The organism is Nannocystis sp. (assembly GCF_016714285.1).
GTDB lineage: Bacteria > Myxococcota_A > Polyangia > Nannocystales > Nannocystaceae > Nannocystis.
Genome location: NZ_JADJNN010000002.1, coordinates 670,183 through 696,794, shown reverse-complemented (window position 1 = coordinate 696,794; position 26,612 = coordinate 670,183). Strand labels below are relative to the sequence as shown.

Genomic DNA, 26,612 nt, shown 5'->3' with positions numbered 1-26,612 from the left:
GGGGGCTTGACCACCGCCCGCGAGCCCCAGCGGCCGCTGGCGAGCGCCGGCGAGCCACAAGCACCCCTGCGGCTTGACCGTGCGCCCCCGCGGGTGTCTCTTGGGCGCCATGCAGCTTACGCGTCTCTCCTTGCACCCCCTCCGTCACACCCTGCTCGCCGCCCTCGGCCTGGTCGCCTGCGGACCGATCGACAAGACCACCGCTGGCGACGACAGCGGCACCAGCAGCGCTGGCACCACCGCCGCTACCGCCACCGACCCGGGCACCAGCAACCCGACCACCGCCGGTCCCGGCACCGACAGCGCCGGCACCGACAGCGCCGGCACCCACCCGACCACCGCCGCCACCGACAGCGACCCGACCGGCGAGCTCACCACCGCCAACCCCGAGACCGGCAGCGAGGGCACCACCGGCGGCGACGACACCGGCGCGCCCGCCTGCGACACCGTCGCCACGCCAGCCGACCAGGCCTTCACCGACCCGCCCGTGCCCTCGGGCTTCGAGCGCTGCAACGACGGCATCCTCCACCGCCTCGAGAAGCGCGCGTGCGAGACCCCGGCGACCCCCGACTCGTGCACCGACAACATGCTCGGCGGCTGCATGAGCGCCGCCGACTGCACCGACAAGCCGAACGGCTCCTGCCAGCAGGACATGATCTTCGGCGGCTTCACCGAGAGCACCTGCTCCTGCGTGTACGGCTGCGCCACCGACGAAGACTGCGGCCAGGGCCAGATCTGCCGCTGCGCCGGCGACGGCCTCGGCCTCTACACCGAGTGCATCGAGGCCGGCTGCACGCAGGACAGCGACTGCCCCGACGGCGAGCTCTGCGGCCTCTCCCCCGACATCTGCGCCCCCGGCGGCTTCCTCACCGCCTGCACCACCCCCGCCGATCTCTGCGACGGCGACGGCGCCTGCATGAACCCGCCCTGCATGTTCCAGAAGGACCACTGGGAGTGCGCCAACGCGGCCTGCGGCCGGCCCTTCGTCGTCGACTGCGAGGCCCTCGTCGCCCCGGTCACCGCCCGCGACGACTGGCGCGCCGTGCTGCTCACGCCCTCGCCGGTCGCCCCCGAGCTGGCCGCCGAGCTGGCCGCCCACTGGACCCACATCGGCCAGCTCGAGCACGCCTCGGTCGCCGCCTTCGCCCGCTTCGTGCTGCAGCTGCTCGGCGTCGGCGCCCCGCCCAGCCTGGTGCTCGCGGCCCAGCAGGCGCTCGCCGACGAGGTCGAGCACGCGCGCCTCGCCTTCGGCCTCGCCAGCCTCTACGCCGGCGTCGGCGTCGGCCCTGGCCCGCTGGCGATCCCCGCCGCCTCGACGACGACCACCACCGAGCTCGCCGCGCTCGTCGACGCCGTGATCCGCGAGGCCTGCGTCGGCGAGACGCTCGCCGCCTTCGAGGCCCGCGAGGCCGCGGCCCAGAGCGAGGTCCCGGCCGTCCGCGCCGCGCTCACCAAGATCGCCGACGACGAGATGCGCCACGCCGAGCTCGGCTGGCGCTTCGTCCAGTGGGCCCTCACCCGCGCCGATGTGGGCGCACAAGCGCGGGCCACCTTCGCCGCAGCCATCGCCGAGGCGCGCAGCGGCGTCGCCCGCGACGCCCTCGCTGGGGCCGCGCCGCAGCTGCGCGCCCACGGGGTCGTCGACGCCCCGCTGCGCGCGGAAATCTGGGCCCAGGGCCTGCGCGAGGTGATCGAGCCCTGCGCGGCCGCGCTGCTCACCGTGCCCCGCGCCGCCTGATCGCGGGCCGACAGCGACGCCTCGCCGAGGTTCCGAAAATCCACCGAAGCGGTCGCAGCTCGCACGCCACGCGAGCTGCGGCCGCTTCGCCAATTGTTCCCGCGAATTTCACCACGCGCGAACCCTCGCCGACAGCGTCCCAGCGCCGTAGTTCCGCGGTTCCTGGCGATCTCGAGAATTAACAATTCCTCGCGTCACGAGGAACCTCGCGGGTCAGTGCCTGTCTGTACCGCCGTAACAAAGCAACGTTGAGGAGCCCGCCGCCATGTCCCTCGTCACCACTCGCACCGCAGCCCAGACCAGCAACACCAACCCCGCGAGCGCCCAGCTCGACGCCCGCGAGTTCGAGGTCCAGAGCGGCGCCCGCGTCGCCCAGGTCACCGCGATGTTCAACAACACCGTGATCGACGTGCAGCACCTCGGCCAGACCAAGGACCGCCGCAAGACGGCCCCCGCGTGGCTGGCTCTCGGCGGCTGCGTCGCCCTCGCCGGCGCCGCGCTGTTCGGCATGGAGGCCGCGCAGGACTGGGACGGCCACAGCGAGCGCAAGCTCGCCGCGGCCGAGGCAGGCAAGCCCGCACCCGCCAAGCCCGGCAACGGCCTCGGCGGCCTCGGCTTCGGCCTGGCGATGCTCGGCCTGGTCCCGATCGGCGTCGGCTTCACCCGCATGAACGACCGCGCTCGCACGGCCTACACCCTCGGTGAGGGCCACGACGCCGCCATGCACGTGCCGGCCGCGACCCTCCCCAGCGGCGAGCTGTTCCCGCTGGTCCACGGCGACGGTAACTACGCGCTGCAGTTCACCGCCGAGATGCAGGGCGAGCTCACCGTCGACGACACCAGCGTCAGCCTCGCCGCGCTGATTGCCAGCGGCCGCGCCACCCAGGTCGGCGCCGCCTACAGCGTCCCGCTCGCCCCCGGGGCCCAGGCCCGCGTGCGTCACGGCGCCCTGACCTTCTTCATCCACTCCGTCGCCCCCGGCGTCGTGACCGCCCGCCAGAGCGAGATCGACAAGCCCTTCTGGGTCACCAACGGCGGCGCCTTCGCGGTGCTCGGCAGCCTGCTCACGCTCACTCACCTCATGCCGAACGACGCGGGCGCCCTCAGCGTCCAGGAGGACAGCGAGTCCAACCGCTTCGTCGGCTACCTCGCCCAGCCGAACCAGACCCCCGAGGAGGAGGTCGTGAACGACGAGGAGAAGCAGGAGGTCGGCGGCGTCGCCGGTGCGCGCCACGCTGGCGCCGAGGGCAAGGCCGGCAACCCGACCAGCCGCAAGCCCGCCGGTCGCTACGCCATGAAGGGCCCGGCCTCCGCGATCCCGACGATGGCCCGCGACTTCGACCCGGAGATGAAGGCCCGCAACGCCGGCATCCTCGGGCTGATGAAGGCCGACTCCAGCTCCTTCATGGCCTCGCCCGGCGGCACCTTCGCGCAGGGCAACGACGACGCCGACTTCTGGGGGCAGGTCGTGGGCAGCGAGGTGGGCGAGTCCTTCGGCAACGGCGGCCTCGGCCTGGTCGGCTCGGGTCGCGGCGGCGGCGGTGATGCGATCGGCACCATCGGCCTCGGCTCGGTCGGAACGATCGGCCACAACCGGCCCGGCGACGGCAGCGGCATCCTGCGCAGCACCGGGTTCGGCGACCGCACCAAGCGGGTGCCCCAGCCGCGCATCGGCGTGGCCCAGGTGGTCGGCGGCCTCGACAAGGACCTCATCCGTCGGGTGGTCCGCGCGCACATCAACGAGATCCGGTACTGCTACAACCAGGGCCTCGCCCGCGATCCGAACCTCAAGGGCCGCGTCGCCGTGCAGTTCCAGATCGGCGCCACCGGCAAGGTCCCGACCGCGATCGTCTCCGAGACCGACATGAAGGACAACAACGTCGGCAGCTGCATCGCCTCGGCCGTCCGTCGCTGGCAGTTCCCCAAGCCTCCCGGCGGCGGCAACGTGATCGTCACCTACCCCTTCGTCCTCGCGGCGGAGTAACCCACCGGGCCTGACAGCCCACCAGGCCGGACTGAGAACCCCCTCGGTCCGGCCCTTCGCATTTCCCCTGACGACCCACCAGGCCGGACCGAGCACCCCCTCGGTCCGGCCCTTCGCATTTCCCCTGACAACCCACCAGGCCGGACCGAGAAACCCCTCGGTCCGGCCCTTCGCATTTCCCCTGACAACCCACCAGGCCGGACCACGAACCCCTCGGTCCGGCCCTTCGCATTTCCCCGACAACCCCTTCGCTCGGACCTCGCCACGACACATTTCCCCGCCCACGGACCGCGCGCGCGCGCTTATGATGCGGGCGTGCCCGAGCACACCACCCGCCCGCGGCGCGGCGCCTTCGCGCTGGCGCTGCTCGCCCTGCTCGGCCTCCACCTCGCCTGCTTCCTCTACTTCCTCCCCACCGCCGTGTGGTGGACCGACCAGCCGATGACCGGCGTCGACTTCGAGACCCACATCGCCCAGGTGTGGCGCGCCCTCGAGGGCCTCGACGGCTGGGGTCGCACCTGGGTCTACGACGTCCGCCTCCTCGCCGGCTACCCCCACGGCGTCCTCTTCAACGCCGACAACAAGGGCTGGGAGATGTGGACCTACGCCCTGCGCGGCCTCGGCTGCTCGCAGGGCCTCGCCTTCAACCTGTTCGTCGTCGCCGCCCACTGGCTGGTCCTCCCCGTCGTGTTCGCCGCGGCCCGCCTGTTCGGCCTCGGCCGCTGGCCCGCCCTCACCGCCGCCGCGATGGCCTCGCTGCTGTGGTTCTTCGACTCCTTCGCGCACTGGTGCTGGTGGGTCGGCATGGTCGCCTACGCCCTCGCCAGCTACCTGTGCCTGCTCCCGCTCGCGCTGTTCTACCGCTGGCTGCACGACCGCTGCGCCTGGCAGGCGATCGCCGCCGGCGCGAGCCTCGGCCTCGTCCACCTCGTCCACCCCTACAGCTTCTTCATCCTCGCCGCGCCGATGCTCGCGCTGTGGCTGCAACACTGGCGCCGCCTCGGCCCCCGCGGCCACGCCACGGTCGTGGCCATCGCCGCCGCCGCCGTGGCGACCAACGCCTGGTGGCTCGTCGTCGACCTGCGCTTCTGGCACTACATCCTCGACTCCGGCTTCTTCGGTCAATCGGGCGCCGAGTTCCTGCTCGCCGATGTCTTCGGCCTGCTCCTCGACACCGCCACCTCCGGCATGATCGGCACGCGCACGGCCTTCCGCGTGCTCTTCATCGCCGCCGCGATCGCCGGCCTGGTGTGGTGGCGACGCGAGCGAGACCCGCGATTTGTCCCCTTCGCCGCCGCGATGCTCACCCTCGCCGCGCTCTCCTACCTCGGCGCCTACGCGTGGATCTTCCGCCAGATCCAGCCCTATCGTCACACCTTGCCGCTCGGCTTCATGGCGATCGTCCCCGCCGCCGCCGCGCTCGCGACCCTCACCCGCGGCCAGCTCCGCGAGCTCGCCCGCGGCCCCAAGCTCGCCCTCGCACTATTGACGATCCCCGCCGCCCAGCACCTGATCTCCGACGTTCTCTACTACACCCCGAGCTCGCTGCCGAAGGTCGCCCCGCTCTACAACAACGGGTGGATCCCCGTCACCACCCAGGGCTTCGGGCAACAGCCGGATTACCGCCACCACCCGGTCTCCGAGGATTATGACATCGTCGTCGACTGGGTCCGCGCCCACGACGACGGCCAGAGCCGCTTCCTCATCGAGGAGCCCGCCGTCGGCGAGCAGCTCAGCTGGCGCAGCGACGCCCAGATCCTCGGCGGCTTCACCTACCGCAACCTCGCCCACAGCAACGCCAACCTGTTTCGCCGGCGCAAGGAGGGCGTGGCCAGCGACGCCGAGCTGCGCGCCTACTTCGAGACCTACGCCGTCAGCCACGTGATCATCACCCGCCCGGTCAAGAGCTGGGACCGCCGCCCCGCCGTGCTCGAGCCCGTCGCCCAGCTCGGCCACCACCGCGTCTACCGCACCAAGATATCCCCACAGTTGATCGCCCGCGGCGGGGGCAGGGTCCAGGCCAGCACCAACCTCCTGCGCGTCACCGGCAGCGACCCCGCGCAGGACCTCGTGCTCCGCTACCACTGGCTCGAGACCCTGCGCTGCGCGCCGGACTGCACGATCGAGCGCGCCCCGATCGACAGCTTCGACACCGTCGGCTTCATCAAGATCCCCGCGCCGCACCCGGCGGACCTGGAGCTGCGCAATGCCCACCCGACCGACCGCCCCCCCCCATGCATATCGCTGACCGACCCCCCTGGCCCCCACCCACAGGACCCGTCGCCGACCCGGAGGTGCACCATGCTCATCGCTGACGCCGCGCGGATCGCCGCCGAGGTCGCCATCTATCGCCTGCGCCGGCTCGAGATGGCCAACATCGCCGGCGCCGCCGCGATCTGCCTGGCCCTCGCCCTCCCCGTCGGCGAGGTGGCGATCCGCCTCGCCTTCGCGTTCGGCCTGAACCTGCTCGTCTACCTCAACAACGACTACCTCGACCTCGCCGCCGACCTGCGCGCCCCCGGCCGCGACGACAGCAAGACCCGCTTCCTCCGCGACCACCGCGGCGCCGGCGTGACCGCCCAGCTCGGCCTGCTCGCGCTGCTCCTCGGCGTATGTGCGTACATGCCCGGCCTGCTGGTCCCGCTGGTGCTCGGCGGCGGCGTGTGCTGGGCCTACTCGGCGCGCCTCAAGGCCACCCCCTACGCCGACGTCGCCGCGATGATCGCCTGGGGCGTGGCGATGCCGCTGTGCGGCAGCCCGCCGGAGTCCGCCCTCGGCTGGGCCCTGGCCGGCTGGCTCGGCCTGTTCTCGGGCGTCTTCGAGGGCATCCAGGTGATCCGCGACCACGCGGACGACAGCGCCGCTGGCGTGCGCACCACCGCGGTCGCCCTCGGGGTCTCCCGCACGCTGGTGCTCGTGCGGGTGATGCTGGCCGCCTCCGCCGTCTACGGCGCGCTGGTCGTGTCGCCCTGGCTGGCCGTACTGCCAGCGGCCGCGATCGCGGTGCCCCTCGATCGCGGCAATGTCACCCGCACCTGGAACCAGCTGCGAATGATCCTCGGCGTCGCCTTCCTCGGCGCCGTCGGCTGGGTCTGGTGGACCGGCGCGACCAACGGCGTGCTCGTGCAGGTGTCGCGCAGCATGTCCCTCGGGACATGGTGATGGATCGCTCCTGAACTCCAGGCCCCTCACGGCTGCTCGAAACAATAGATCGCTGCCGACGCGCCGCATATGGCCTCCACGCCGCGGGTCCAGAAGGCATCGGTGGCGGTACCGTCGGCGAGCCAGCCGGTCTGGTCGGTGTCGTTGTAGGTCCAGTCCGAGCAATGCTGCGTGTTGGGGATCCGCATGCCCGTGATATCGGTACCCGTCCATACAGCGACATCCACCGTCTCGCTCTGCTCCGTGACGTTGATCGGGTGCTCGAGCGTGCCCGAGGTCAACGCATCCCAGTTCGCCGCCACCTGCTGGCCATTGACGAGCACGTAGGGGCCGCGCGCGTGGTACATGCGATCCGCCGGCTGGACCACGGAGGTGCTCACCCAGGCCATGTAGCGCTCGCCGTTCGGGAGGAACATGTTGGTGGCGCGGTGGCGGCACTCGTAGTCGGCGCCGGTGATCCCGTTGAACTTACCCTGCTTGAGCGGCTCGCTGGTGATGAACACGATCCAGCGCCGTGTGCAGTCGTTGCGACACGCGTCGCCGTCGAGCACGTTGCCGTCGTCGCACTCCTCGTCCTCGTTGACCACCCCGTCGCCACAGAAGAGCCCGGGGAGATCACCGCTCGTGGCGGTCGTATCGCTGCTACCAAGGGTCTCGCCCGCGCTCATCGAAGCGCTCGCGTCTCCGCCGGTCGAGGTATCCCCGGCCACCTCACCACCGGTCCCCGTGCTCGCTCCGGTGCTCGTCGAGGTGTCGCCCACGCCCCCTGATCCCGTCGTCGGGCAGTAGGTTACGCCATGCTCGGCGATGATCGCATCGATCGTCTCCACGGCGCAGCTTCCGCTGAGCGCAGCAAACGTGACGACGATAAAATATCGCAGGTATATGGTCAGTCTTCCAGACAATAGATGTGTGCCTCGGATTTGCATGGTTGTCCGCCATCGCTCGTCCACCTTCGAGCAGCTTTCCAGGCCGGCAACTCGGCGATACTCGCGGGCGAGACCTTTCCGACACGCGCCGTTGCGACCAGAGAAGCGCTGGTCCACTCATCGCAGTGCTTGACCGCGCTGAACGGCTCACCGTCCGCGCCGATGTTCGTCCAGACGAGCTCCAGCGGCTTCAGGGCAACGCCAGTCTCCGTGGTGTCGAGCGGGATCTTCGGGCCGTGCACGATCAGGTCATCCAGGTCGTCCGCGAGCAGCTGCCCGTCGAGGCGCACATACGGGTAGCCCGCGTCCGCCGCGGCCTTCTTCAGCCGCGTCTTCGGCGTCGCCACTCCGTCGCTGAGCCACGCCCGGAAGCTCCCCGACTGGTCGAAGCCCTGCCCGGCGGCAGCAGCCACGCAGACCGCGTCGGCCAGCGCGAGGCCGCCGAGCGCCCCCGAGAACTGTGCCGCCGTCACGAACGCGACGCGCGCGAGGTAACGACACGCCAGCGGGTCGCAAGGGGCCTGGCCCTCGACCGGCGGCGCGCTGGCGTCACACTCCTCATCGTCCGGCTGCAAGAGCCCGTCCCCGCAGCGCGCCCCATATGTACAGCTCTCGGTGCACGCGCCATAGGCGTTGTCGTTGTTGTTGGGGCCGTGATCGCATTCTTCCTGGCCGGCCCACAGCAGCCCGTCACCACATACGGCCACGGCGCAGGTCGAGGTGCATGCGGCGCTGTCGCTGTTGTTTTGAAACCCGTCGTCGCACGCCTCCCCGGGGCCGAGGACGCCGTCCCCACAGCCATCCGGGACCGGCGCCTCGGTGGTCCCGGACGACGTGCTGCCAGAGCCACCACCCGTGGTCTCAGAGGCGCCGATCGTCGAGCCCGGCTCACCGCTGCTCGTCCCAACACCCGTCGTCGGCTGCGTACTCGTGGGCGATGGTTGCGGCCCCGGCGGCTCCTCCCCTGTGTCATTGGGCCCCCCCTTGCTGGTCGCCTGTGCAGGAAGCTCGACATCCTCCTGGCATGCCCCCGCCACGGCCAGCAGGCCCGCAAGGCAGCGTCGCCCAAAATCGCGCATCCTGGCCACGCTATCAGCGCCTATCCCAGGGGTCAAGCCATGGCGCAGTGTGCCGGCCGGCCCCGATGGCGGATAGGCCGGGTATCTCGGGTAGGATGCATCTCGTGATCAGTACCCGAGTTGGCGTGCTCCTGCTGCTCACCGCGTGTTCACCGGGTGCGCGACCAGCCGATACGTTGACACAACCTCCGATCGCCAGCGCCGCGGCCGAGGTCCCGGATATCGCAGATCCCACGACGGTCGCCGCAGCCGAGGAAACACCCGAGATCCCGACCGAGGACCTCCGGGCGCCCCGGGACCTGCGCCAGATCGCATGCTTCGGCCCGGGGACGGTCGCCCACTTCCTGCCCTTGCCGCGAACGGCCACACCACGCGATGATCAACTCGCAGCCGCGAGCCGCCTCGACGCGAGGGCGCGGCGCCGGCTCACCCGCGCGGCGAATATCATGCGAGAATTCACGCAGCTGCGACTCGAGAGCCGCGGGCACGCCGACGACCAGGAGGGCCTCGACAACGCGGCCCGCCGGGCCAGCCGCCCCGCGCTTCCTGACCGAGCACCAACACATCGACCCCGCGCGGATCGACGTCATCGGGCTCGGAGACGACGAGCCGATCGACGCCCACGGCGCCGCCGCAAACCGCCGCGTCGAGCTACGCTGCCTCGACACGCCATGACGCCAAGGCGACTCATGGCATTTCTCTGCAGTATTGAGCGCTACGCGATGACGCCGAGCCGCCGTAGCTCTTGACGCGCCGACGCCAGCGAAGGGACTTGCGACGCCTCGTCCGTGACGGGCGGCGTCCAGGACTTCACTGCGAGGCGAGTCGAGTAGTCACGGCTCTTGATCTTGTGCGCGACGGCGGCGCCGTGGGGATCGCCGGGCTTGTAGCAGGTGCGTTCGTCAACCGGACGGTGCCCGCAGAGCCAGGCGATCCATGTCTCGATGTGCCAGCACGGGATGACGATGGCAAAGCGAGGGTCGTCGGCGTCGAGGGCCGATTCGCCGGCTGCGTGGATCAGCGCAGCGAACTCCTGTCGACGACGGAGAATGCCCTTCTCGTCGCCGTCGATGATGACGATCGCACCCACATTCCCATCGTGACGCAGGGACCGCCAGCGCCGCACAAAGTCGACGTAATTGTCGAGTACGAACTTGGCCCCTGAACCCTGTGCGGCTGGTGCGGTCAGGACCGTCCGCTGCCGCGGCCCGACCGCCCAGCGATCGGCGAGGCGCTCGATGAACTCCTGCTGCAGGCGGTCCTCGCAGAGGATGAGCAATCTAAGTCTCTGGCTCGACATGCTCATCCTCGTAGGCCCAGGACCGCGACAGCCACTCGGAGACGCGGACCCCACCGGTCGTCTCGAGGGTGATCTCGTCGATGCGGGTCGGGCCGCCGCGGGGCCGCGAGAAACGGAGCGTTCGCTCGGGGGCCAGGTAATCGACGACGGCCGGGTGATGCGAGATCACGAAGAGCTGGCCGTCGTGCTCGTCGAGGGCCGCGGTCGCCTGCGCGAGCCAAGGCTGCATCTCGTGCGGTGCGAGGCCAAGCTCGGGCTCGTCGAGGAAGGCCATACTGGCGCGATCGAAAGCGCCGACGAGCAGCCCATGCAGGAGCAGGAGGCTGCGTTGCCCGTCCGACAATTCGCTCGCGGAGACCGAGTAGTCCTGTCCCGCGCCGCGGAATTGCAGCATGAGCTCCCGGACCTTCTGGCTGATCTTCTCGAACGCGATCTTCTGCAAGCCGGGCATCGCGGGGCGCAGCGCCTCGTTCAGCAGGTTGCCGACCTCCGGCCTGTCTGCGAGCACGCCACGGAACCACGACGCGAAGTTTCGACCGTCGCGCTCCAGCCATGCGCCCTCCTCCGCGGTGGTCGGCTCGAGGCGGGCGGGGTTATGCTTGATGAGCCACAACTCGCCCATCGCCTCGCGGAAAGCGACGAGGTGTGTATTGACCGGGTGTGGCTCGATGTCAGACAGGAACGATCGCTTGCGGCCATAGGGAAAACTGGTACGTGGTTGCCCCGGCACGTCGGGGTATATACGTACCTCTCCGTGAATATTCTCGTAGCGCAACCTCCCCGCGAACATGAGCTGCTCGCCGAGAATGGACGCCGTGTGCTTCTTCGGGTCGTGCTCCAATTCGAGAATATACGTATAGCTGACGTTCGCTACCCGCAGGTCAATCTCGAAGTGCTGCACCGTCTCCGAGGGTAGCCACCTCGTGAGCGTACGCGTCGGGAACGCGTCCGTCACGTCCGCACCGCGGACGATCAGGTCTTGCAGGGCCACGAGCGCCTCCCACAGGCTGCTCTTGCCCGAGCCGTTGCTGCCGACGAGCAGCAGTCGGCGCGGGAGCTCGAGCTTGAAGCCGACGAGGCAGTTGAAGTTGTTGACAGAGATTCGGGTGAGCATGTCGACTTCTGAATCCTCGTTGCCTCACACCGCGCGGCTGAGCTCGCTGCGGCCGCCGCCGTAGCCCCATTGCAGCAGCTTGCGCACCGGCGGTCGCTGGTCCAGGTGGCGGTCGATGAGCACGCGCATGCCCTCCTGGATGCCGGCGCGCACCAGCGAGGGCCAGCTGACCGCGCGGGCGCAGGCGAGGCGGAATCTGCGGACCACCGCCGCATCGACGGGTCGGCCGGCGAGCAGCGCGGCGCCGGCGTATTCTGCGGCGAGCTGGCCGGTGCGCAGGGCCTGCCAGATGCCCTCGCCGCTCAGCGGATCGACGAAGCTGCCGGCGTCGCCGCACAGCAGCAGGCCCGGGGCGGCCGCCGGGGGGCCAGGTATGGAGGCACAAGGGCAGGGCCCAGCTGCGCACCGGGCCGACGGGCTCGGCGGCGGCGAATCTGTCGGGGTGGCGGGCCAGGAAGTCCCTCAGCAATGCTCGCAGTTGGCCGCCGCGGCGCTGATATCGATCGGCGCGCTGGTATACCCCGACGTTGGCGAGGCCCTCGACCGGCGGGAACAGCCAGCCGTAGCCGCACGGGAGGTCGCGCTCGAAGTAATGTTCGCTGACGCCGGGCTCCTGCGGCTGGGCATTGCGCAGATACACGGTGGCGGCGACGCCGAGCTGGGCGCCGCGCGGGTATTCGCGGCCCAGGGCGGCCCAGGCGACCGAGCCGGGGCCATCGGCCGCGAGCACGACGCGGGCCTGCCAGCGCAGCGCCGGGCCCTCGGCGCCGACGAAGTGGTCGCCGTCGCGGAGCAGCGTGCGCACGGCGACGCCCTCGTGGAGCGTGACCCCGGCGGCCTGCATGCGCTGGCGCAGCAGGTCATCGAGGGCGAGGCGCGGGACGATCGCCCCGGGGTGGGCGCCGTAGTGGCGGACGATGCGTTCGCCGTCCGGGAGGATCGCCGCGGCGGCGCGGACCGTCGCGTGCGGCAGCTGCGACAGCGCGGCTCCCATCGCGGCGGCGATCTCGAGGCCCGCGCTCGACACGGCGTCGCCGCAGGTCTTGTCGCGCGGGAAGCGGGCCCGGTCGACGCAGGTGACGCTGAGGCCCATGCGGGCCAGGAAGGTGCCCGCCGCGGCCCCTGCCGGCCCGGCGCCGACGATCAACACGTCGCTGCGACCCGTGAGCATGGCGCGCAGCATAGTGGAGGGGGATCTCCGGGCACAAGGGCCCGGGCGCCGCGTCGCGGGTCCGGGTTTGGCGTAGCATGCCGGCCGTGTCGCCCACCCTGCGCCGCTGCTGGCTCGCGCTCGTCGCCCTGCACCTGGTCATGCTGGTCTATGTGTTGCCGCCCACGGTGGTGTTCGGCGACTCGCCCTTCGGCGGGCCGGATTATCAGACCCACTATCAGCACACCACGACGCTGCTGAACGTGCACGCCGAGTTCGGGCACGCGTGGGCCTACGACCCCTTCCTGCTGGCGGGTCATCCGAGCGGGCTCATCTTCGACGTCGACAACAAGCTGCACTTCGCGTTCACGTCGGGGTTGTGGCGGCTCGGGGTGCCGCTGCCTGTCGCCTTCAACCTGTTCACGCTGCTGGCCGCCGCGCTCGCGCCGGTGCTGCTGTGGCTGACGGCCCGCCTGCTGCGCCAGCCTCCGGCCGCGCGCGCGGTGGTCTTCGGGCTCGGGGTGCTGGCGTGGAACTTCGACCCCACCGTCCGCTTCTGCTACGGCGGCGGCATGATCTCGTTCGCTACGGCGTCGTGCCTCTGCGTCGTCGTCGTCGCCGCCATGCACCGCCTGATGGACGAGCAGCGCCGCGGCTTCGGGGTCGCCCTGCTGTTGCTGCTGCCGCTCGCGCTGCGCACCCACGTGTGGAGCTTCGCCATCCTCGTGCTGCCGCTGACCGGCCTGTACTTACGGTCATGGTCCAAAGTACAGGTGCGCACCCACCTGTTCGTGTGGGGCGCGGCGCTGCTCGGCCTGCTCGCCAACCTCGACTGGCTGGTCCCGGCGCTGGCCCACCGCGCGCTCATCGTGCCGTCGGCGGGGCTCGGCCAGGCCACCCCGGACTACCTGCTGTGGGACTTCGTCGAGCTGCTGGTCGACCCCAAGCGCACCGGCTTCGTCATCCAGCGCACGGTCCTGCGGGCGCTGGTGGTGGCGGCCGCGTGCGGCACCCTGTGGGCCTGGCGGCGCGAGCCGGACGGGCGCAGCTTCGCGGGCGGGCTGACGCTCGCGTGGCTGCTGGGCCTCACCTACTTCGGCGCGCTGGTGCCGGTGATCCAGGCGACCGAGCCGTACCGCTTCGCCGTGCCGCTGACGCTGTGGGCCAGCGTGCTCGCGGGGCCGTGGCTGGTCGCGAGCGCGGGCCAGCTGCGGGCCCTGAGCCGCGGGCTGTTGCTGTTGCTCGCGGTGCTGCTGCTGCCGCGCCTGTATCAGCAGATCATGCCAGTCGTGCCGGAGCTGAGCCCGGTGGCGCCGCTGACCGGCCAGGCCGCGCGCAACCTGCCGAGCGCGCGCCTCGGCGGCGTGGTCGACGACTTCAAGGCGGTCGTGACCTGGCTGAAGGGCCAGCCGGACCGCGGCCGCGTGCTCGTGCAATACGCGTCGCTCGGCGAGTATCTGCGCTGGGCCACGGACCGCCAGATCCTCGGCGGATTCCACGATCGCCGGCAGATCTTCCAGGAGGCCGATATCTTCTACTTCCCGATCGAGGACCCGCGCTTCACCACCGGCCTCGCCGACTACCTCGAGCGCTACAACGTCTCCCACGTGGTGATGACCTATCCGTACCTCCCGGAGATCGAGCGCCGCAGCGACCTGCTGGCCGCCGGCGGCATCGTCGGCGGCATCCACCGCGTCTACACCGTCAAGCGCAGCGGCAGCTATTTCGCGGCCGGCAGCGGGCGGGTGGAGGCCGCGCTCAATCGCATCACCGTACACGACGCCAGCCCGGCGCCGGGGACCCAATCGCTGACCCTGCGCTTTCATCACATGCAGGAGCTGCAGTGCCGCGCCGCCCCGGGAGCGGCGGGGGCCTGCCGCGTCGAGAAGGCCGAGCTCGCGGAGGACGCGGCGGGCTTCGTCCGCGTCGTCGGCGAGCCTACGCTCCCGCGCGAGTTCACGGTCGAGCTGGTGTATTGACCAGGTCGGTCCGCGGCGGCGATCCGACCTCCGTTGCGCGTGCCGGGGCGGCGATCAACGCCCCGACGCGCGTGAGCCCGGCGCCGCTCAGCGGGCCGCGGGCGGGGCGTTCCCGCCGGCGTTGACGATCAGCGGCAGGCCATCCTTGCCCATCGGCACGAAGAAGTAGCTCGCGTTGCGCTGGTCGAAGGCCTTGAACTGCAGATAACGCGGGGTCAGCGTCTTGTTGATCGCCTCCTGCGCGTCGGCCTGGGCCTTGCCGCGCAGCACGATCGCCGCGGCCTCGCCCTCGGCCTGGATGCGGATCGCGTCGCTCACGCCCTGGGCGTTGGTGCGGGCGATCTCCGCGTTGCGCAGCGCCACCTCGACCTCGATCTTCTTCTGCTCGGCCTGCTGCTTGGTGGCGATCTTGCCGGAGATCGCGCGAGTGACAGTATCGTCGTAGTCGACGTGGTTGATCGCCACCTGGTCGATGCGGAGGTAGCGGTCCTTGAACAGCTCCTGCAGGCGACGCATGACCTCGGACTCGATCACCGGGCCCTCGCTCGAGAGGTCGTTGTGCAGGTGCTGCGAGAACTCGCGGCGCACGAGGGTGATGAAGGCCGGGCCGATCAGCTCCTCATAATAGTTGGGGCCGATCTGCGTGTGCAGCTCGTAGAGCTTGGTGCGCTCGGGGTGGTAGGTCACCGTCACGGTCGTCGGCACGTGCAGGTTGTCCTTGGTCAGGACATCAATCTGCGTGGTCTGGCTCTGGGTGGTGGTGTCATAGATGATCATCCGATTCCACGCCCACAGCGGATAGTAACCCTCGTGGTAGATCGTCGTGCTGAGCGCAGGGCTGCGCAGGGCGCGGTACTTGAGGCCCGCGCTGCCGGGGCGGATCGAGGCGCCACAGCCGATCACCAGCAACGCGCTGCACAGGACGAGAAGACGCTGGAACGTGAGCATCACCGAACCTCCGCGCTCAGCCTGGCCCGAAGCAAGACAGATTGCACGAAGTATCCATCCTGCCTCGAGGGCCCTGCGCCGGCCGGGCCAAACCAAGCCAGGGCGTAGCCAGAGCGTAGCCAGAGGTAGCCAGACACCTCCGGACCTCAGGCGTCGTCGTCCTCGAGGCGCTCGATGGCCCAGGCGAGGCGGTCGCGGGTGATGTCATCGGTCTCGACGGTGAGCGCTGCGTTCAGCGCCGGGAGGTCGTCGGCGCGGCCGAGCTTTCCGAGGCCCTCGGCGGCGAGCAAGCGCACGCGCGCGTCGGCATGGCCGAGGGTGGTGACGAAGAGGTCGTGCAACGCGGAGCTGGCGGTCCACGAGCGCAGCGCCCGGCGGGCGATCGACCGCACCTGGTCGTCGTCGTCGCGCAGACCGAGGCCGATCAGCGGGGCGTGCTCCGGGTCGTGGGCGGTGAGCGCGTGGGCGGCGACGCGGCGCGACGCGACGTCGCCAGCGAGCCAGCGCTGCAGCAGCGGCACGCTGGCGAGGCTCCGCACGGCCTGGCGGTAGCGGACCACGTCCTGGCCCTCCATCGTGTCGGACATCGCCTTGACCAGGGCGGGCAGCGCCCGCTCGTCGCCGGTGTGCGCGAGCGCGAGGGCGGCGTCGGGCGTGGGTCGCTGCGCGAAGGCGGCGATGCGGGCGAGGAGGGAGGCTTCGTCGAGCTTGGGCATGGTGTCCTCTCAGGTATGGCCGGGCTCGGCGACGTGGCTGGGGCCGGTCTCGCCGTCGCTGCCGTCGCTGGGGTTGACCGCGGCGAGGCGGTCGATCAGCTGCTTGAAGTTGTCGCGGGCGACGACGCCGTCGACCAGGCCGAGCAGGCTGTCGGGGATCGCGCTCCAGTAGATGACGCGGCGGGTGCCGATGAGGTCGAGGCCGCCGAGGTTGGCCTGCGGGTTCAGCTTGCGCAGGTTGTAGAAGTAATCGTTGGTGCGGCAGCCGTTGAACATCCACATGCGATACTTGCGATCGAAGCGCTGCTTCGACATGCGCCGCACATTGGCGTCGGTCTTGAGCTGGTCGACCATGAGATACGCGCCGAACTCGGAGGCGTGGTAATTGCGGAGATTGATCACCAGATTGCCGCTGTTGACCCGGCGGATCACCAGCAGGCGCCTGGCGGTGAGGTGGCGGTATTCGCCCAGCACGCTGCGCCCGTGGGTCTTGCCGCTGATCGTCAGGGCCTCCTCGAGGTCGCGATACTCGCTGTAGCTGGAGACGACCTGGCCGCTAGCGTCGAGCAGGTCGGCGGTGAAGTTGTAGTCGAAGTCGGGGCCGGTGCCGTAGCGGCCGTGGCCGCCGTAGCCCGCGATGTCGCAGCGACCGAGGCCCTCGAGGTAGGCCGAGGCCACGTCGCCGCCGCCGCTGCCGTCGCCGGCGCGGAGGAGGGTGAGGACGACGTCGACCGGGCGGCCCTGGCCGTCCTTCGCCAGGCCGCGGCCGATGAAGTGGTCGCCGGCGCGCTGCGGCAGCGGGCGACCGGCGGCGCTGAGGCGGTCGAGCGCGGCGCTGCGGTCGGCGACGAAGCCACGCCCGAGCAGCCCAGCCTCGACCTCGGCGTCGACCGATCGGTTGGCGCCGTACTCGTCGAAGCCGACCGCGAGCATGATCGTGACCAGCTGGTCGGCGAACAGCTGCTCGTAGCGCGGCGAGCCGGACGGCGTGAGGGTCCCGTTGAGGCGCGGCAGGGGCATCGGTGTCTCCGCTCGCGGGGCGCGGCCCCGCGGCCCGAGGGTAGCCCAGGTCGCGGCCGCGGCGATAGGCGCCGATGCGCGCCCTGGGCGACCGCTCAGGCAGGGCCTCAAGGCCAGGCACCACGCGGCATCGCGTCAGGTCGGCGGCATCGCGTCAGAGCATCGCGTTACAGCGGGGGCAGGCGCTCGGCGAGCCAGGCGGCGATCGTCTGGATCTCCGGCAGCGACACCTCGTGAGCGATCGGGAAGTCGTACCAGCGGACCTCGCGGCCGCTGCGGCGCGCCGACTCGCAGGCGGCCTGGCCGGCGAACATCGGCACCATCGGGTCGTGACGGCCGTGGCAAAACAGCGCCGGGGTGCTGGCGTTGGCCTCGTGCTCGCCGCCGCTGCCGATCATCAGCTCGTAGGCGCTGAGCACCATGAAGCCGGCGAGGCGCTGGGCGTGGCGCTGGGCGACGTAGTTGGCGAGCGCTCCGCCCTGGCTGAAGCCGGCGAGGACGATGCGCTCGGCCGGCACGCCGCGCCCGACCTCGCGGGCGAGCAGGGCCTCGATCGCGGCGGCCGAGCGGCGGATCTGGGCCGGGTCCTCGCGGTCCTTCACGTGCGGGCTTAGCTCGAGGTTGCGGATGTCGTACCAGCCCGGCATCACGAAGCCGCCGTTGATCGTGATCGGGATCGCCGGCGCGTTGGGGAACACGAAGCGCGCGTACGGCAGCTTGAGGTGGGGGACCAGCGGCTCGAAGTCGTGGCCGTCGGCGCCGAGGCCGTGCAGCCAGATCACGCTGGCCGTGGCGGGTACGCGGGCCTGGGCCTCGACGCAGGGGAGCAGGTGGGTCATGACGGCGCGCACCTTAGCAGCCCGCGGCGAAAGTCGACACAGCGCCGCTGCTGGCTTCGTTGGCAAGACTCGCAGGATGCCCTCGGCAGCGGCGACGATTCCTGCGCGAGGCGCCGCGCCGAGGTCCGCCACGGCTGTTCGCACAGGCTCCGCGGCGGGTGCCTCACTCGGCGCCGGCGCCGATGAAGATCTCGCTGACCTTGTCGGCCACCATGGTGAAGAACACGCCGCCGTAGATCGATCCGGCGATGAACACGTCGGCCTGGTCGCCGGACGGGTCCTCGGGGTCGCGCAGCTTGCCGTAGGCGGCCAGCACGTCCTTGCGAGGCGAGCCGATGCCGACGCCCTTGCGGGTCTTGAAGGTGGAGGGGGCCGTGACCGTGATCATGTAGATCGTCTGCGAACCCTTGCGCGTGCCGGCGGCCATCACGAGCTCGAGGCCCTGATCCTTGTATGTCCAGCTCTGGACGTACGAGCCGGTGGCCTCCTCCATCTCGATGCTACCGCGGCTGCTCGGCTGCCCGACCAGCTTGACCGCCACGCTGGCCGGCATGCCGTAATGCAGCTCGCCGAGCGCCTCCTCGCCCATCACGTTGGGCCCGCTCTCGGCCTGCACGAGCTCGCCCTCGCCGGGCAGCTGACAGGTCCCGGGGCTGCGCCAGGCGCCGGCCTTGTTCGACGCCTGCCACGCCGTGCGCCCGCCGTGCACGTCGCCCGGGTGGGCGGCCTTCAGCTCCTCGCACGGATGCGTCAGCGAGCGCGCCACCATGCCGCGGTGCCCGGCGGCGACCGCCTTCTCGAGGCTGTGACACGCGGCCTCGGTCGCGCGACAGGCGGTCAGCGGCTCGCCGCCGACCGCCGTGGTCCGCGAGTAACAGACGCACCACCAGCTGACGATCGGCTCGCTGGGCGCGACCGGAGAGACGGCCGCGGTCACGGGCGCTGCCGGTGTTGCGGGCGCTGCGGGCACTGCGGGCACTGCGGGCACTGCGGGCGCTGCGGGGGTCGCCGGGTTCGGGGGCGGAGCAGTGCAGGCGGTGAGCAGCAGGACGAGCGAGGCGAGGCGGCGCGACATCGTCTGCGAGTCTAACAGCGGGCTGGCATGGACGAGGCGCGCGCATGCACGGGGACGCGGCCTCGATCGCGCGTGGGAGTCAGCAGCGGCGCGTTGACAGGGGTCCGGTGAGGCGCCTAGCGTGGCGTGCGATGGATGGCAGCAGCGCTGACACGATCGCTTGCACGAGCACCGGCTATCACCCGTTGACGCGGCGGCAGGTCGGGCTCGCGGTCGCGGGCGGCGTGCTGTCGCTGAGCGAGGGCGGACGCAGCAGCGTCATCTCGCGGGCGGAGTGCCGGCCGATCGCGTGGGTCGGGCAGGGTCGTATGCGGCCGCTGGCGCCGCTCGCCGGGCTCGTGCTGGACAGCGAGCGCGGCCCGTGGATCGTCGCGAGCATGGACCTGACGATCGAGCTGGACGGCGCGGGCGAGCAGGCGACGCCGGCCCCGCACGTGTGGGTCAGCGCCGACGACCTCGCGCGCATGGCCGCCGCCTGCGGGATCGCCAGCACGCGCAGGCCGATCCCCGAGGCCGCGAAGGTCAGCCCGGGCAACCCGATGAAGTGGGTGATCGGGCTGGTGGTGGTCGGCGCGCTGGGCAACGTGGCGGTGATGCTGAGCATGCGCGGCGGGGCGCAGGCGCCGGAGGACTGCGCGCGGCAGCGGCAGCCGGCCCGGGAGCTGTACCCGCGGCTGTCGTGCGCGCAGGCGCGGGCCGAGCTCGACCGCGTGGCCCGCGGTGAGGCTGCGCCGCGACCGATCGTGCTGCGACCGCTGAGCTTCGCGATCGAGGCGAAGGACGTCACGGGGCCGGCCAAGATCACCTGCGACGGGCTCGAGTTCGCGGTGGAGGATGCCAACCAGGCCGACCCGGGCGGGCCGATCGTGTACGCCAACGGACCGCACGCGCTGCTGGCGGAGGTGCTGCCGGACGGGCGCCTGCGGCGGCCGCAGTACGTGATCTGCGGCAACGTCGTGGCCGGCGAGCGGCGCGGCGAGCTGCCGCCCTGAGGCCGGGCCCTCGCAGCGGAGCCCGCGGTACAGACCGCATCCGTCGCGCTTCGGCGCACAGAGCTCGCGGCCCTTCGGCCCCTGGCTCAGGCCCGACGCAGACGCGCGAGGTGAGCGTCGCCGGCTGGCAGCTCAGGACAGGCGCAGACGCGCGAGGTAGAAGCCGTCGGTGGCCTCTTGCTCGGGGGTCCAGGCCTGCTCGAGCTCGACGTGCAGGCCGTGCTCGGCGGCGACGGCCTTGACCAGCTCGGGGCCCTCCTCGGGCTCGAGGCTGCACACGGCGTAGACCAGTCGACCACCGGGGCGCAGGCGGCCGATGCAGCGGACCAACAGGCTGCGCTGCAGCGCGGCGCAGGCGGCGATGTCCTCGTAGCGGCAGGTCCAGCGCAGCTCGGGGTGGCGGCCGAGGTTGCCGAGCCCGGTGCACGGCGCGTCGAGCAAGATCGCGTCGTAGCGCAGCTCGTCGACGCCGGGGAGCTCGGCCTGGCTGAGGTCGGCCTGCAGCGAGCGCAGCTCGAGGCCCGGGACGTCCAGGCCGCCGCGCTGGCGCAGCTCCAGCTGGGCGTCGAGGCGCTCGGCGCTGAGGTCGACGGCCACCAGCACGCCGCGCCGATCCATCAGCTCGGCGAGCTGCAGGGTCTTGGTGCCCATGCCGCAGCAGGCGTCGAGGACATGTTCTCCGGGACATGGCCCAAGAGCCAGGGCGGCCTGCTGCGCGCCGAGGCCCTGCACGGCGAAGTGACCGGCGTGGTAGAGCGGGTGCTGGTGGAGCTCGCCGCCGCCGCGGACGCGCAGGGCCTGGGGCTGACCGGGGACGGTCTCGACGCTGGCGCGGGGGTCGGCGGCGCGGATGGCCTCGGCGACGGCCTCGGCGGTGGTGCGCGAGAGGTCGACGCGGAGGTCGACGGGCGGCGGGACGGCGAGGGCCTGGGCGCGGGCGAGGGCGCGTTCGGGGCCGAGCTGCTTGAGCATGCGCCCGGCGAGCCAGCGAGGGATCGACCAGCGCAGGGCGAGGGCGTCGAGTGGTTTACCCACTGCGAAGTTGGCAGCGAACTTGGCGTCGAGCTCGGCGCCGCCGCGCTCGATGCCGGCGAGCACGGCCTGGACCAGCCCGCGCAGGGCGCCGCTGGGGTCGAAGGTCTCACGCTGGGCCTGGGCCTGGGAGATCGCCACGTGCGCGGGTCGGCCGAGCTCACGCAGCTCGAAGGCAGCGACGCGCAGGAGCTCGCGCAGGCGGGCGCTCAGGCGCTGCGGCCGATCGGCGAAGGTGTCGATCAGGGCGTCGAGGCGGGCCCGGTGGCGCAGCACGCCGTAGACCAGCAGCGTCACCAGGCCGCGGTCGCGGCGGGCCAGGTCGGCGCTCCACGCCAGCAGGTGCCCGGCGAGCACGCGGTTGGAGAAGCCCTCGCGCTGGTCGAGTTGCCGCAAGATCTGGATCGCGAGGCCGCGGGCGGTCGGTGCTTGCACCGGGCGCTTCTTAGCACCGTGGCGCTCCGCCGCACACCTTTGATACGCTGCCGGCGATGCTCACCGCACCGCGACGCCTGGCGCTGCTCGTCGCCCTCGCGCTCTGCCTGCCGATGTTAGCGACGGCGTGCGACGGGGACAGCGCGCCGCAGGCCGGCCCGGCCACCGCCGCGGACGCGCTGCTGCGTGAGGTGCAGAAGCGGGGCTATCGCGACTGGGAGCGGCCGCCCAAGCATGAGGCCCGGGTCGCTACCAACGCGCCGCACGGTCGCGGGGTCGAGGTGTTCGTCGACGAGCACATGGCCGAGGCGCTGGCGAACGCCGACGGCCTCGGGCGCACGGCCTGGCCCGAGGGCGCCACGATCGTGCTCGAGGGCTACGCGGCGGCCGTGCTCGCGGAGGACGCCCCGCCCGACGAGCCGGTGCAGCTGGCGATCTTGCAGAAGCGCGGGGGCAGCTGGCACTGGGAGCAGTACCAGGCCGAGGACCTCGGGCACCCGCGCTTCGCGGGGCGCCCTGACGTGTGCGTCGGCTGCCACCTGGGCAGCCAGGACTTCGTGCGCGGCTTCTCGCTGCCGAAGCCGGTCGTGGAGGAGTAGCCGCCCGTGCGGCGCGGGCTCAGCCGCCGCAGCCGCCACCGCCGCCGCCGCCCATGACGCAGACCGCGGTGTTGAGGAACTGCGACTCGCAGCACTGCGCGTCCACGCAGCCGTCGCAGGGGCACTGGTCGCAGCCGCCGAGGGTGAAGCGGCGGCAGTTGCCGCCCAGGCACACCTCGTCGGCGTCGCAGGTGTTGCCGCACTCGCCGCAGTTGAGCGGGTCGATCTCGCGGTCGGTGCAGGTGTCGCCGCACTGATCCGGGAAGTTGTCGCAGTTGTTCACGCACTGGCCGCCGCCACAGGCCTGGTCGCAGCCGTTCCCGCAGCTCCCGCAGTTGTCGGGGTTGTTGTCCGTATTGACGCACTGACCGTTGCAGTCGCTGAGACCGGGACGACAGGTGCACACGCCGGCGCCGCAGCTCTCGAGCGTGTTGTCGCAGGCGTTCCCGCAGCTGCCGCAATTGTTGTTGTTGGTCTGGATGTCGACGCACTCGCCGTTGCAGCGCTCCTGGCCCTCGGCGCAAGCGCACTCGCCAGCGACACACACGCCGTTGTCGCCGCAATCGTTGCCGCAGCTGCCGCAATGGTTGGCGTCGGTCTGGAGGTCCGCACAATCGTTGCCGCAGGCGTTGAAGCCCTCCTGACAGGTGCACACGCCGGAGGCGCAGGCCTGGCCGGCGCTGCACTGATTGTTGCAACCGCCGCAGTGGAGCGGGTCGACGGCCGCGTCGGCGCAGGCCTGGCCGCACTGGATCGCCCCCATCGGGCAAGTCGCCAGGCAGGCCCCGCCGGCGCACACCTGGGCGTCGTCGCAGGCGTTGGTGCAGCTGCCGCAATGGTCGGGGTCGGAGTCTTGGCTGACGCACTCGACCCCGCACAGGACGGCGCCCTGCGGACAGCCGGCGATGCAGCTGCCGAGCGTGCACGACTCGCCGCTTCGACACGCGTGGTCACACGACCCGCAGTGCAGCGGGTCGGCCGAGAGGTCGACGCACTCGTTGCCACACAGCACCTGCAGACAATCGCCGCCGCCCTCGGTCGGGGCGGTGGCTTCGGTCGGTCCAGAGCCGCCGGTCGCAGAGTCCGTCCCGCTGGCAGAGTCACTGCCAGCTTTGGAGTCCCCGCAGGCGGAGAGGAGGGTGACGAGAGCGATGCCAAGCCAATCAGATGCGCGCATAATGGAGCCTTTCAGGGCGCAACGCCCCGGCTCATTCGTCCCCGCTCGCATCGCTGCGTTACAACTCGCCGACGAGGTTTTTTGTCGGGGTCACGGCGCCACAGCGCAGCGATCGCAGACGGTCCGGCGATCGAGCGCACACAGGTCCGCGAGCTGACGGCGCAGGTGCTCGACCTCGGCCCGCAACTCGAGTGGCTGCCGCTCCGGCGCGAGCAGCTCGCACAGCTCCTCGCGGACGCGCTCCGGCAACGGCGACCACAGAGCGTCCGGGAGGGTCAGCAGCAGCAGGGTCGCAACTTCGGCCGACAGCGAGGCCGGGACCAGCTCGCTGACGCGGCGATACACCGGCGCCTCGTGCAGCGCCACGAGCAGGGTCTGCGCGGCCGCACCGTGCTCCGCGAGGGCGAGCTCGCGGCGGGCGAAGGTCAGCGGTAGACCCTCGGCGGCGGCGAAGCTGGTGCGCAACGCGGTCGGGAGATCTCCGACGGGCCCGCGGACCAGGGCAGCCCGCCATTGTTCGAGCCCGGCGAGCACCGACTCGAGGCCGCCCGGGCCGACGCAGTGCGCGGTGAACAGGAGACTCGCGGGCCGCGAGCTGCGGCGCAGCGCGACCCACCCGCGCGGCCGCCCGGTGCTGTCGTCGATCGGCAGCATCGCCGCGTGCAGCAGGGGCACCGGGACCCAGTGCGGCGGGTACTTGAAGCGGGCCACGTCGAGCACGAGGGCGTGGTCGCTGGCGGGGTCGTAGCCGCCGATCGGTGAGAAGTGGCCCGCACCGGTCTGGCCGAGCGCGCCGCGGTGGTAGCTGACGACCAGCGCTGGCGCGAGCGCCGAGCTGGCCGCGTCGCGGAGCTGCGCGCGCAGGGCCGCGACGTCGTGCGCGTCGGGACGAAATAGCTCGGCGCTGGCGCCGTTGCAGCGGGCCAGGCAGGCGAACTCGTCGAGCGTGATGCCGCGGGCCCGCACCCGCTCGAGCGGGCTGCAGCAGTCGAGCAGCTCCTCGCTGAACCACCGCCACGGTCCTTTCCACAACCGACCCGGGTCGACCCCCAGGGCGTTGAGCGTGACCACCAGGGTGCCGAGCCCGCAGAAGGCCGGCTCGGCCTGGGTGTGGAACTGTTCGATCAGCGGGAAGAAGGCCTCCATGCCCCCGGCCGCCCGCGCCGCGTCGAACAGCGCGCGGCCCTCGGGCGAGGCGAAGGCGACCAGCTGCGCGGGTAACGGGCGCCGGTAGAGGCTCTCCATCGCCGCGAGCATAACCGAGGCCGCAGCCCCGGGCGCGTGGCGATCACACGCTCACCCACATTGGCGTGAGCTCACCGGCGCCGCTTCTTGGGCCGCTTCTTCTTGGTCTTGAACTTGTCGGGGAAGGCCGCGGCGTAGGCGGTGCGCACGTTGGCGAGCAGCGGGTCGACGTCGCGGCAGGCGGTCTTCTCGGCCTCGCGTAACAGCGGCTCGACCGAGCTCGCGGCGGCGCCGACCGGCATCAGCGGCGGCGCCGCGGCCTTGAGCGCGTCGACGTTGTCGACGTGAGGGGCGGCCTGGACGGCCTGCAGGGCGCCCTGCAGCGTGAGGCAGGGGGTCGGCGACTGGGCGTACTGCCACAGGTCGCGGCGGACGTTGAGCGCCTGGTCGACCTCGGCGGCGGCCGCTGGATCTCGGGCCAGCGCGTCGCGCATCTTCCGTCGCTGCGGGTACGTGGCCCAGCCCTTGGGGTCGTTGATGTAGCTGAGGAGCACGCTGTTGCCCTGGGGCCCGAGGGCGATCGCCAGGTCGATCGCGGCGTCGCTGACCGGGCGCTGGCGCAGCAGCGCGTCGACCTGGGCGTGGAAGCCGAGGTCGCGCGCCAGCTCCGGGTCGAGCGCCAGCGCCTCGCCGTAGAGCGGGAGCGCTGCCGCGGCGCCGTCCGGCTTGCGCGCCTGCAGGCCCGCCTCGCGCCAGCGCACCTGCGCGTCCTCCGGGTGGCTGCTGCGCAGCGCCTGCAGCCGGGTCGCCGCCTCTTCGGTCTTGCCCTGCGTCAACAGGTCGTCGATGTCGTGCAGCTCCTGCGCAGGTGCACCTGTATTTTTGGGCATGTCCGTGGGGACAGGCGGCGGATCGGCCTTGGTCGGCGTTGTGACCGGCGGCGGAGTGACTACCGGCGAAGGCGCGTCGACGGTGCGGGCGCCCTTGATCTCGGGCGGGCTCGGCGTGCTCGGGGCCGAGTCGCGCAGCACGAACCACCACAGGGCCACGCCGCCGCCGACCAGCGCGAGGACAACGACGGCGATCGCCTTGCGAAACCACGGGCGCCGACGCAGCGAGCCGCTGTCCATCATCGACTCGACGAGGGTGAGCGGGCGCGGGCGCAGGGCGTCGGGCAGCGGGCGGTTGATGGCGACCAGGCCCGAGATGTCGGGGCCGCCGGTGGTGATGACGTCGACCAGCGCCTCCTCGCCCCTGCCCTTGCCGCCGCCGAGCGACTCGCGGTAGCGCTCGAGGGCGATGCGGACGGTGCGGGCGTCCGGGTAGCGCTGCTCCTTCGCCTTGGCGAGCAGGCGAAAGATGATGCCAGCGAGCTCCTGCGGCACCGAGGGCGGCAGCTGCGGCGGATCGGTGCTGACCTGCATGCGGATCAGCGCGACCGGGTCGTCGCTGTTGAAGGGCAGCCTGCCGGTGACGATCTGGTAGAGCAGCACGCCGGCGGCGTAGAGGTCGGCGCGGGCGTCGATGTCGAGGCCGAGCGCCTGCTCCGGGCTCATGTACTGCGGCGTGCCGAACACCATGCCGGCGCGGGTCATCTGCTCGAGCGCACCGTCGCCGCCGATGATCTTGGCGATGCCGAAGTCGACCAGCTTGAGCACCTCGCGGCCCTCGTGGTCGCGGGTGACGAAGATGTTCTGCGGCTTCAGGTCGCGGTGGACCACGCCCTGGCCGTGCGCGTGCTCGAGGCCGCGGAGCACCTGCAAGATGAGGCCGACCGCGCGCTCGGGCGGCGTGGGCCCGTCGAGCACGTTCTGCAGCTCGGTGCCCTCGAGCAGCTGCATCACGAGGTACTTCATGCCCTCGTCGGTGGAGCCGAACTCGGTGACCTGGATGCAGTTGGGGTGGTTGAGGCGGGCGGCGCTCTGGGCCTCGCGGTCGAAGCGTTTGACCAGCTCGGGGTCGCGACTGAAGTCGGGGTGGAGGACCTTGATCGCGACGTCGCGGCGCAGGAGCACGTGGCGGCCGCGATAGACGGCGCCCATGCCACCCTCGCCGATGAGCGCGTCGAGGCGGTAGGTGCCCGCGAGGACGGTGCCGACCATCCCGGTCAGATCGTTATGGACCTGCTGCTCGTCGCTCATGGCGGCACATCACGGATC

At 71.5% G+C, this 26,612-nt stretch carries 20 protein-coding genes and 1 pseudogene; 6 read left to right on the top strand and 15 right to left on the bottom strand.

Translation table 11 applies throughout. The features are described 5' to 3' along the window. The first annotated feature begins 109 nt into the window (after positions 1-109). The 3 genes from IPJ59_RS07085 (at position 110) to IPJ59_RS07075 (ending at position 6,884) form a co-directional block, all read left to right on the top strand. Positions 110-1,738, top strand: coding sequence for a hypothetical protein (locus tag IPJ59_RS07085; protein ID WP_293270375.1), 1,629 nt, complete (start codon positions 110-112; stop codon positions 1,736-1,738). Positions 1,739-2,003: 265 nt separating this feature from the next. Further along, positions 2,004-3,722, top strand: a complete 1,719-nt coding sequence (locus IPJ59_RS07080) for an AgmX/PglI C-terminal domain-containing protein (RefSeq protein WP_293270373.1) — start codon at positions 2,004-2,006, stop codon at positions 3,720-3,722. A gap of 315 nt (positions 3,723-4,037) precedes the next feature. Then, positions 4,038-6,884 carry a UbiA family prenyltransferase gene (locus tag IPJ59_RS07075; protein ID WP_293270371.1) on the top strand — a complete coding sequence of 949 codons (2,847 nt, stop codon included), beginning with the start codon at positions 4,038-4,040 and terminating at the stop codon, positions 6,882-6,884. Positions 6,885-6,910: 26 nt separating this feature from the next. On the opposite strand, the gene IPJ59_RS07070 is transcribed toward IPJ59_RS07075, so the two are convergent. From IPJ59_RS07070 to IPJ59_RS37585, 6 genes and pseudogenes are all read right to left on the bottom strand, one after another. Next, the gene (locus IPJ59_RS07070) at positions 6,911-7,552 is read right to left on the bottom strand and encodes a hypothetical protein (protein ID WP_293270369.1); all 642 of its coding nucleotides are present in this window, start codon (positions 7,550-7,552) and stop codon (positions 6,911-6,913) included. A gap of 221 nt (positions 7,553-7,773) precedes the next feature. Then, the gene (locus IPJ59_RS07065) at positions 7,774-8,892 is read right to left on the bottom strand and encodes a hypothetical protein (protein ID WP_293270367.1); all 1,119 of its coding nucleotides are present in this window, start codon (positions 8,890-8,892) and stop codon (positions 7,774-7,776) included. A 715-nt stretch (positions 8,893-9,607) separates the two neighbouring features. Continuing rightward, on the bottom strand, positions 9,608-10,192 hold the full coding sequence (locus IPJ59_RS07060) for a hypothetical protein (protein ID WP_293270365.1): 585 nt from the start codon (positions 10,190-10,192) through the stop codon (positions 9,608-9,610). Continuing rightward, on the bottom strand, positions 10,173-11,306 hold the full coding sequence (locus IPJ59_RS07055; RefSeq protein WP_293270364.1) for an AAA family ATPase: 1,134 nt from the start codon (positions 11,304-11,306) through the stop codon (positions 10,173-10,175). The genes IPJ59_RS07060 and IPJ59_RS07055 overlap by 20 nt, the downstream gene beginning before the upstream one ends. A gap of 24 nt (positions 11,307-11,330) precedes the next feature. Further along, the gene (locus IPJ59_RS07050; protein WP_293270362.1) at positions 11,331-11,513 is read right to left on the bottom strand and encodes a hypothetical protein; all 183 of its coding nucleotides are present in this window, start codon (positions 11,511-11,513) and stop codon (positions 11,331-11,333) included. 460 nt (positions 11,514-11,973) lie between these two features. Beyond that, positions 11,974-12,477: pseudogene (locus tag IPJ59_RS37585) on the bottom strand (NAD(P)/FAD-dependent oxidoreductase); the annotation flags it as partial. Between the two features lie 86 nt (positions 12,478-12,563). Between IPJ59_RS37585 and IPJ59_RS07045 the strand changes: the two are divergent. Then, positions 12,564-14,435, top strand: coding sequence for a hypothetical protein (locus IPJ59_RS07045; RefSeq protein WP_293270361.1), 1,872 nt, complete (start codon positions 12,564-12,566; stop codon positions 14,433-14,435). An 87-nt stretch (positions 14,436-14,522) separates the two neighbouring features. Here the strand turns inward: IPJ59_RS07045 and IPJ59_RS07040 are convergent, their stop codons facing one another. The 5 genes from IPJ59_RS07040 to IPJ59_RS07020 form a co-directional block, all read right to left on the bottom strand. Continuing rightward, positions 14,523-15,383 (bottom strand): SPFH domain-containing protein, encoded by an 861-nt coding sequence (locus IPJ59_RS07040; RefSeq protein WP_293248499.1) that lies wholly within the window; start codon positions 15,381-15,383, stop codon positions 14,523-14,525. A gap of 146 nt (positions 15,384-15,529) precedes the next feature. Next, positions 15,530-16,099 carry a HEAT repeat domain-containing protein gene (locus IPJ59_RS07035; RefSeq protein ID WP_293248501.1) on the bottom strand — a complete coding sequence of 190 codons (570 nt, stop codon included), beginning with the start codon at positions 16,097-16,099 and terminating at the stop codon, positions 15,530-15,532. Between the two features lie 9 nt (positions 16,100-16,108). Continuing rightward, positions 16,109-17,119, bottom strand: a complete 1,011-nt coding sequence (locus IPJ59_RS07030; protein ID WP_293248503.1) for a hypothetical protein — start codon at positions 17,117-17,119, stop codon at positions 16,109-16,111. Positions 17,120-17,286: 167 nt separating this feature from the next. Further along, positions 17,287-17,958, bottom strand: coding sequence for an alpha/beta hydrolase (locus IPJ59_RS07025; protein WP_293248505.1), 672 nt, complete (start codon positions 17,956-17,958; stop codon positions 17,287-17,289). Positions 17,959-18,121: 163 nt separating this feature from the next. Further along, on the bottom strand, positions 18,122-19,033 hold the full coding sequence (locus IPJ59_RS07020) for a hypothetical protein (protein WP_293248507.1): 912 nt from the start codon (positions 19,031-19,033) through the stop codon (positions 18,122-18,124). A gap of 131 nt (positions 19,034-19,164) precedes the next feature. On the opposite strand from IPJ59_RS07020, the gene IPJ59_RS07015 reads away from it, so the two are divergent. After that, a complete protein-coding gene (locus IPJ59_RS07015) occupies positions 19,165-20,025 on the top strand; it encodes a hypothetical protein (RefSeq protein ID WP_293270359.1) in 861 nt (286 codons plus the stop codon). Positions 20,026-20,157: 132 nt separating this feature from the next. On the opposite strand, the gene IPJ59_RS07010 is transcribed toward IPJ59_RS07015, so the two are convergent. Beyond that, positions 20,158-21,492, bottom strand: coding sequence for an RsmB/NOP family class I SAM-dependent RNA methyltransferase (locus IPJ59_RS07010; RefSeq protein WP_293270357.1), 1,335 nt, complete (start codon positions 21,490-21,492; stop codon positions 20,158-20,160). A 56-nt stretch (positions 21,493-21,548) separates the two neighbouring features. Between IPJ59_RS07010 and IPJ59_RS07005 the strand changes: the two genes are divergently transcribed. Continuing rightward, positions 21,549-22,091, top strand: a complete 543-nt coding sequence (locus IPJ59_RS07005) for a cytochrome P460 family protein (protein WP_293248516.1) — start codon at positions 21,549-21,551, stop codon at positions 22,089-22,091. A 19-nt stretch (positions 22,092-22,110) separates the two neighbouring features. Here IPJ59_RS07005 and IPJ59_RS07000 read toward each other — a convergent pair whose 3' ends face one another. From IPJ59_RS07000 to IPJ59_RS06990, 3 genes are all read right to left on the bottom strand, one after another. Beyond that, positions 22,111-23,268, bottom strand: coding sequence for an MXAN_6577-like cysteine-rich protein (locus tag IPJ59_RS07000; RefSeq protein ID WP_293270355.1), 1,158 nt, complete (start codon positions 23,266-23,268; stop codon positions 22,111-22,113). A 90-nt stretch (positions 23,269-23,358) separates the two neighbouring features. After that, on the bottom strand, positions 23,359-24,513 hold the full coding sequence (locus tag IPJ59_RS06995) for a phytochelatin synthase family protein (RefSeq protein WP_293248522.1): 1,155 nt from the start codon (positions 24,511-24,513) through the stop codon (positions 23,359-23,361). Positions 24,514-24,584: 71 nt separating this feature from the next. Further along, positions 24,585-26,594 carry a serine/threonine-protein kinase gene (locus IPJ59_RS06990; RefSeq protein ID WP_293270353.1) on the bottom strand — a complete coding sequence of 670 codons (2,010 nt, stop codon included), beginning with the start codon at positions 26,592-26,594 and terminating at the stop codon, positions 24,585-24,587. Positions 26,595-26,612 lie beyond the last annotated feature (18 nt).

Bases quoted from the DNA above. Each gene is read 5' to 3' on its own strand.
- IPJ59_RS07085 (WP_293270375.1), top strand. From the start codon at position 110: ATGCAGCTTACGCGTCTCTCCTTGCACCCCCTCCGTCACACCCTGCTC.
- IPJ59_RS07080 (WP_293270373.1), top strand. From the start codon at position 2,004: ATGTCCCTCGTCACCACTCGCACCGCAGCCCAGACCAGCAACACCAAC.
- IPJ59_RS07070 (WP_293270369.1), bottom strand. From the start codon at position 7,552: ATGAGCGCGGGCGAGACCCTTGGTAGCAGCGATACGACCGCCACGAGC.
- IPJ59_RS07065 (WP_293270367.1), bottom strand. From the start codon at position 8,892: ATGCGCGATTTTGGGCGACGCTGCCTTGCGGGCCTGCTGGCCGTGGCG.
- IPJ59_RS07060 (WP_293270365.1), bottom strand. From the start codon at position 10,192: ATGTCGAGCCAGAGACTTAGATTGCTCATCCTCTGCGAGGACCGCCTG.
- IPJ59_RS07055 (WP_293270364.1), bottom strand. From the start codon at position 11,306: ATGCTCACCCGAATCTCTGTCAACAACTTCAACTGCCTCGTCGGCTTC.
- IPJ59_RS07040 (WP_293248499.1), bottom strand. From the start codon at position 15,383: ATGCTCACGTTCCAGCGTCTTCTCGTCCTGTGCAGCGCGTTGCTGGTG.
- IPJ59_RS07035 (WP_293248501.1), bottom strand. From the start codon at position 16,099: ATGCCCAAGCTCGACGAAGCCTCCCTCCTCGCCCGCATCGCCGCCTTC.
- IPJ59_RS07030 (WP_293248503.1), bottom strand. From the start codon at position 17,119: ATGCCCCTGCCGCGCCTCAACGGGACCCTCACGCCGTCCGGCTCGCCG.
- IPJ59_RS07025 (WP_293248505.1), bottom strand. From the start codon at position 17,958: ATGACCCACCTGCTCCCCTGCGTCGAGGCCCAGGCCCGCGTACCCGCC.
- IPJ59_RS07020 (WP_293248507.1), bottom strand. From the start codon at position 19,033: ATGTCGCGCCGCCTCGCCTCGCTCGTCCTGCTGCTCACCGCCTGCACT.
- IPJ59_RS07015 (WP_293270359.1), top strand. From the start codon at position 19,165: ATGGATGGCAGCAGCGCTGACACGATCGCTTGCACGAGCACCGGCTAT.
- IPJ59_RS07005 (WP_293248516.1), top strand. From the start codon at position 21,549: ATGCTCACCGCACCGCGACGCCTGGCGCTGCTCGTCGCCCTCGCGCTC.
- IPJ59_RS07000 (WP_293270355.1), bottom strand. From the start codon at position 23,268: ATGCGCGCATCTGATTGGCTTGGCATCGCTCTCGTCACCCTCCTCTCC.
- IPJ59_RS06995 (WP_293248522.1), bottom strand. From the start codon at position 24,513: ATGGAGAGCCTCTACCGGCGCCCGTTACCCGCGCAGCTGGTCGCCTTC.
- IPJ59_RS06990 (WP_293270353.1), bottom strand. From the start codon at position 26,594: ATGAGCGACGAGCAGCAGGTCCATAACGATCTGACCGGGATGGTCGGC.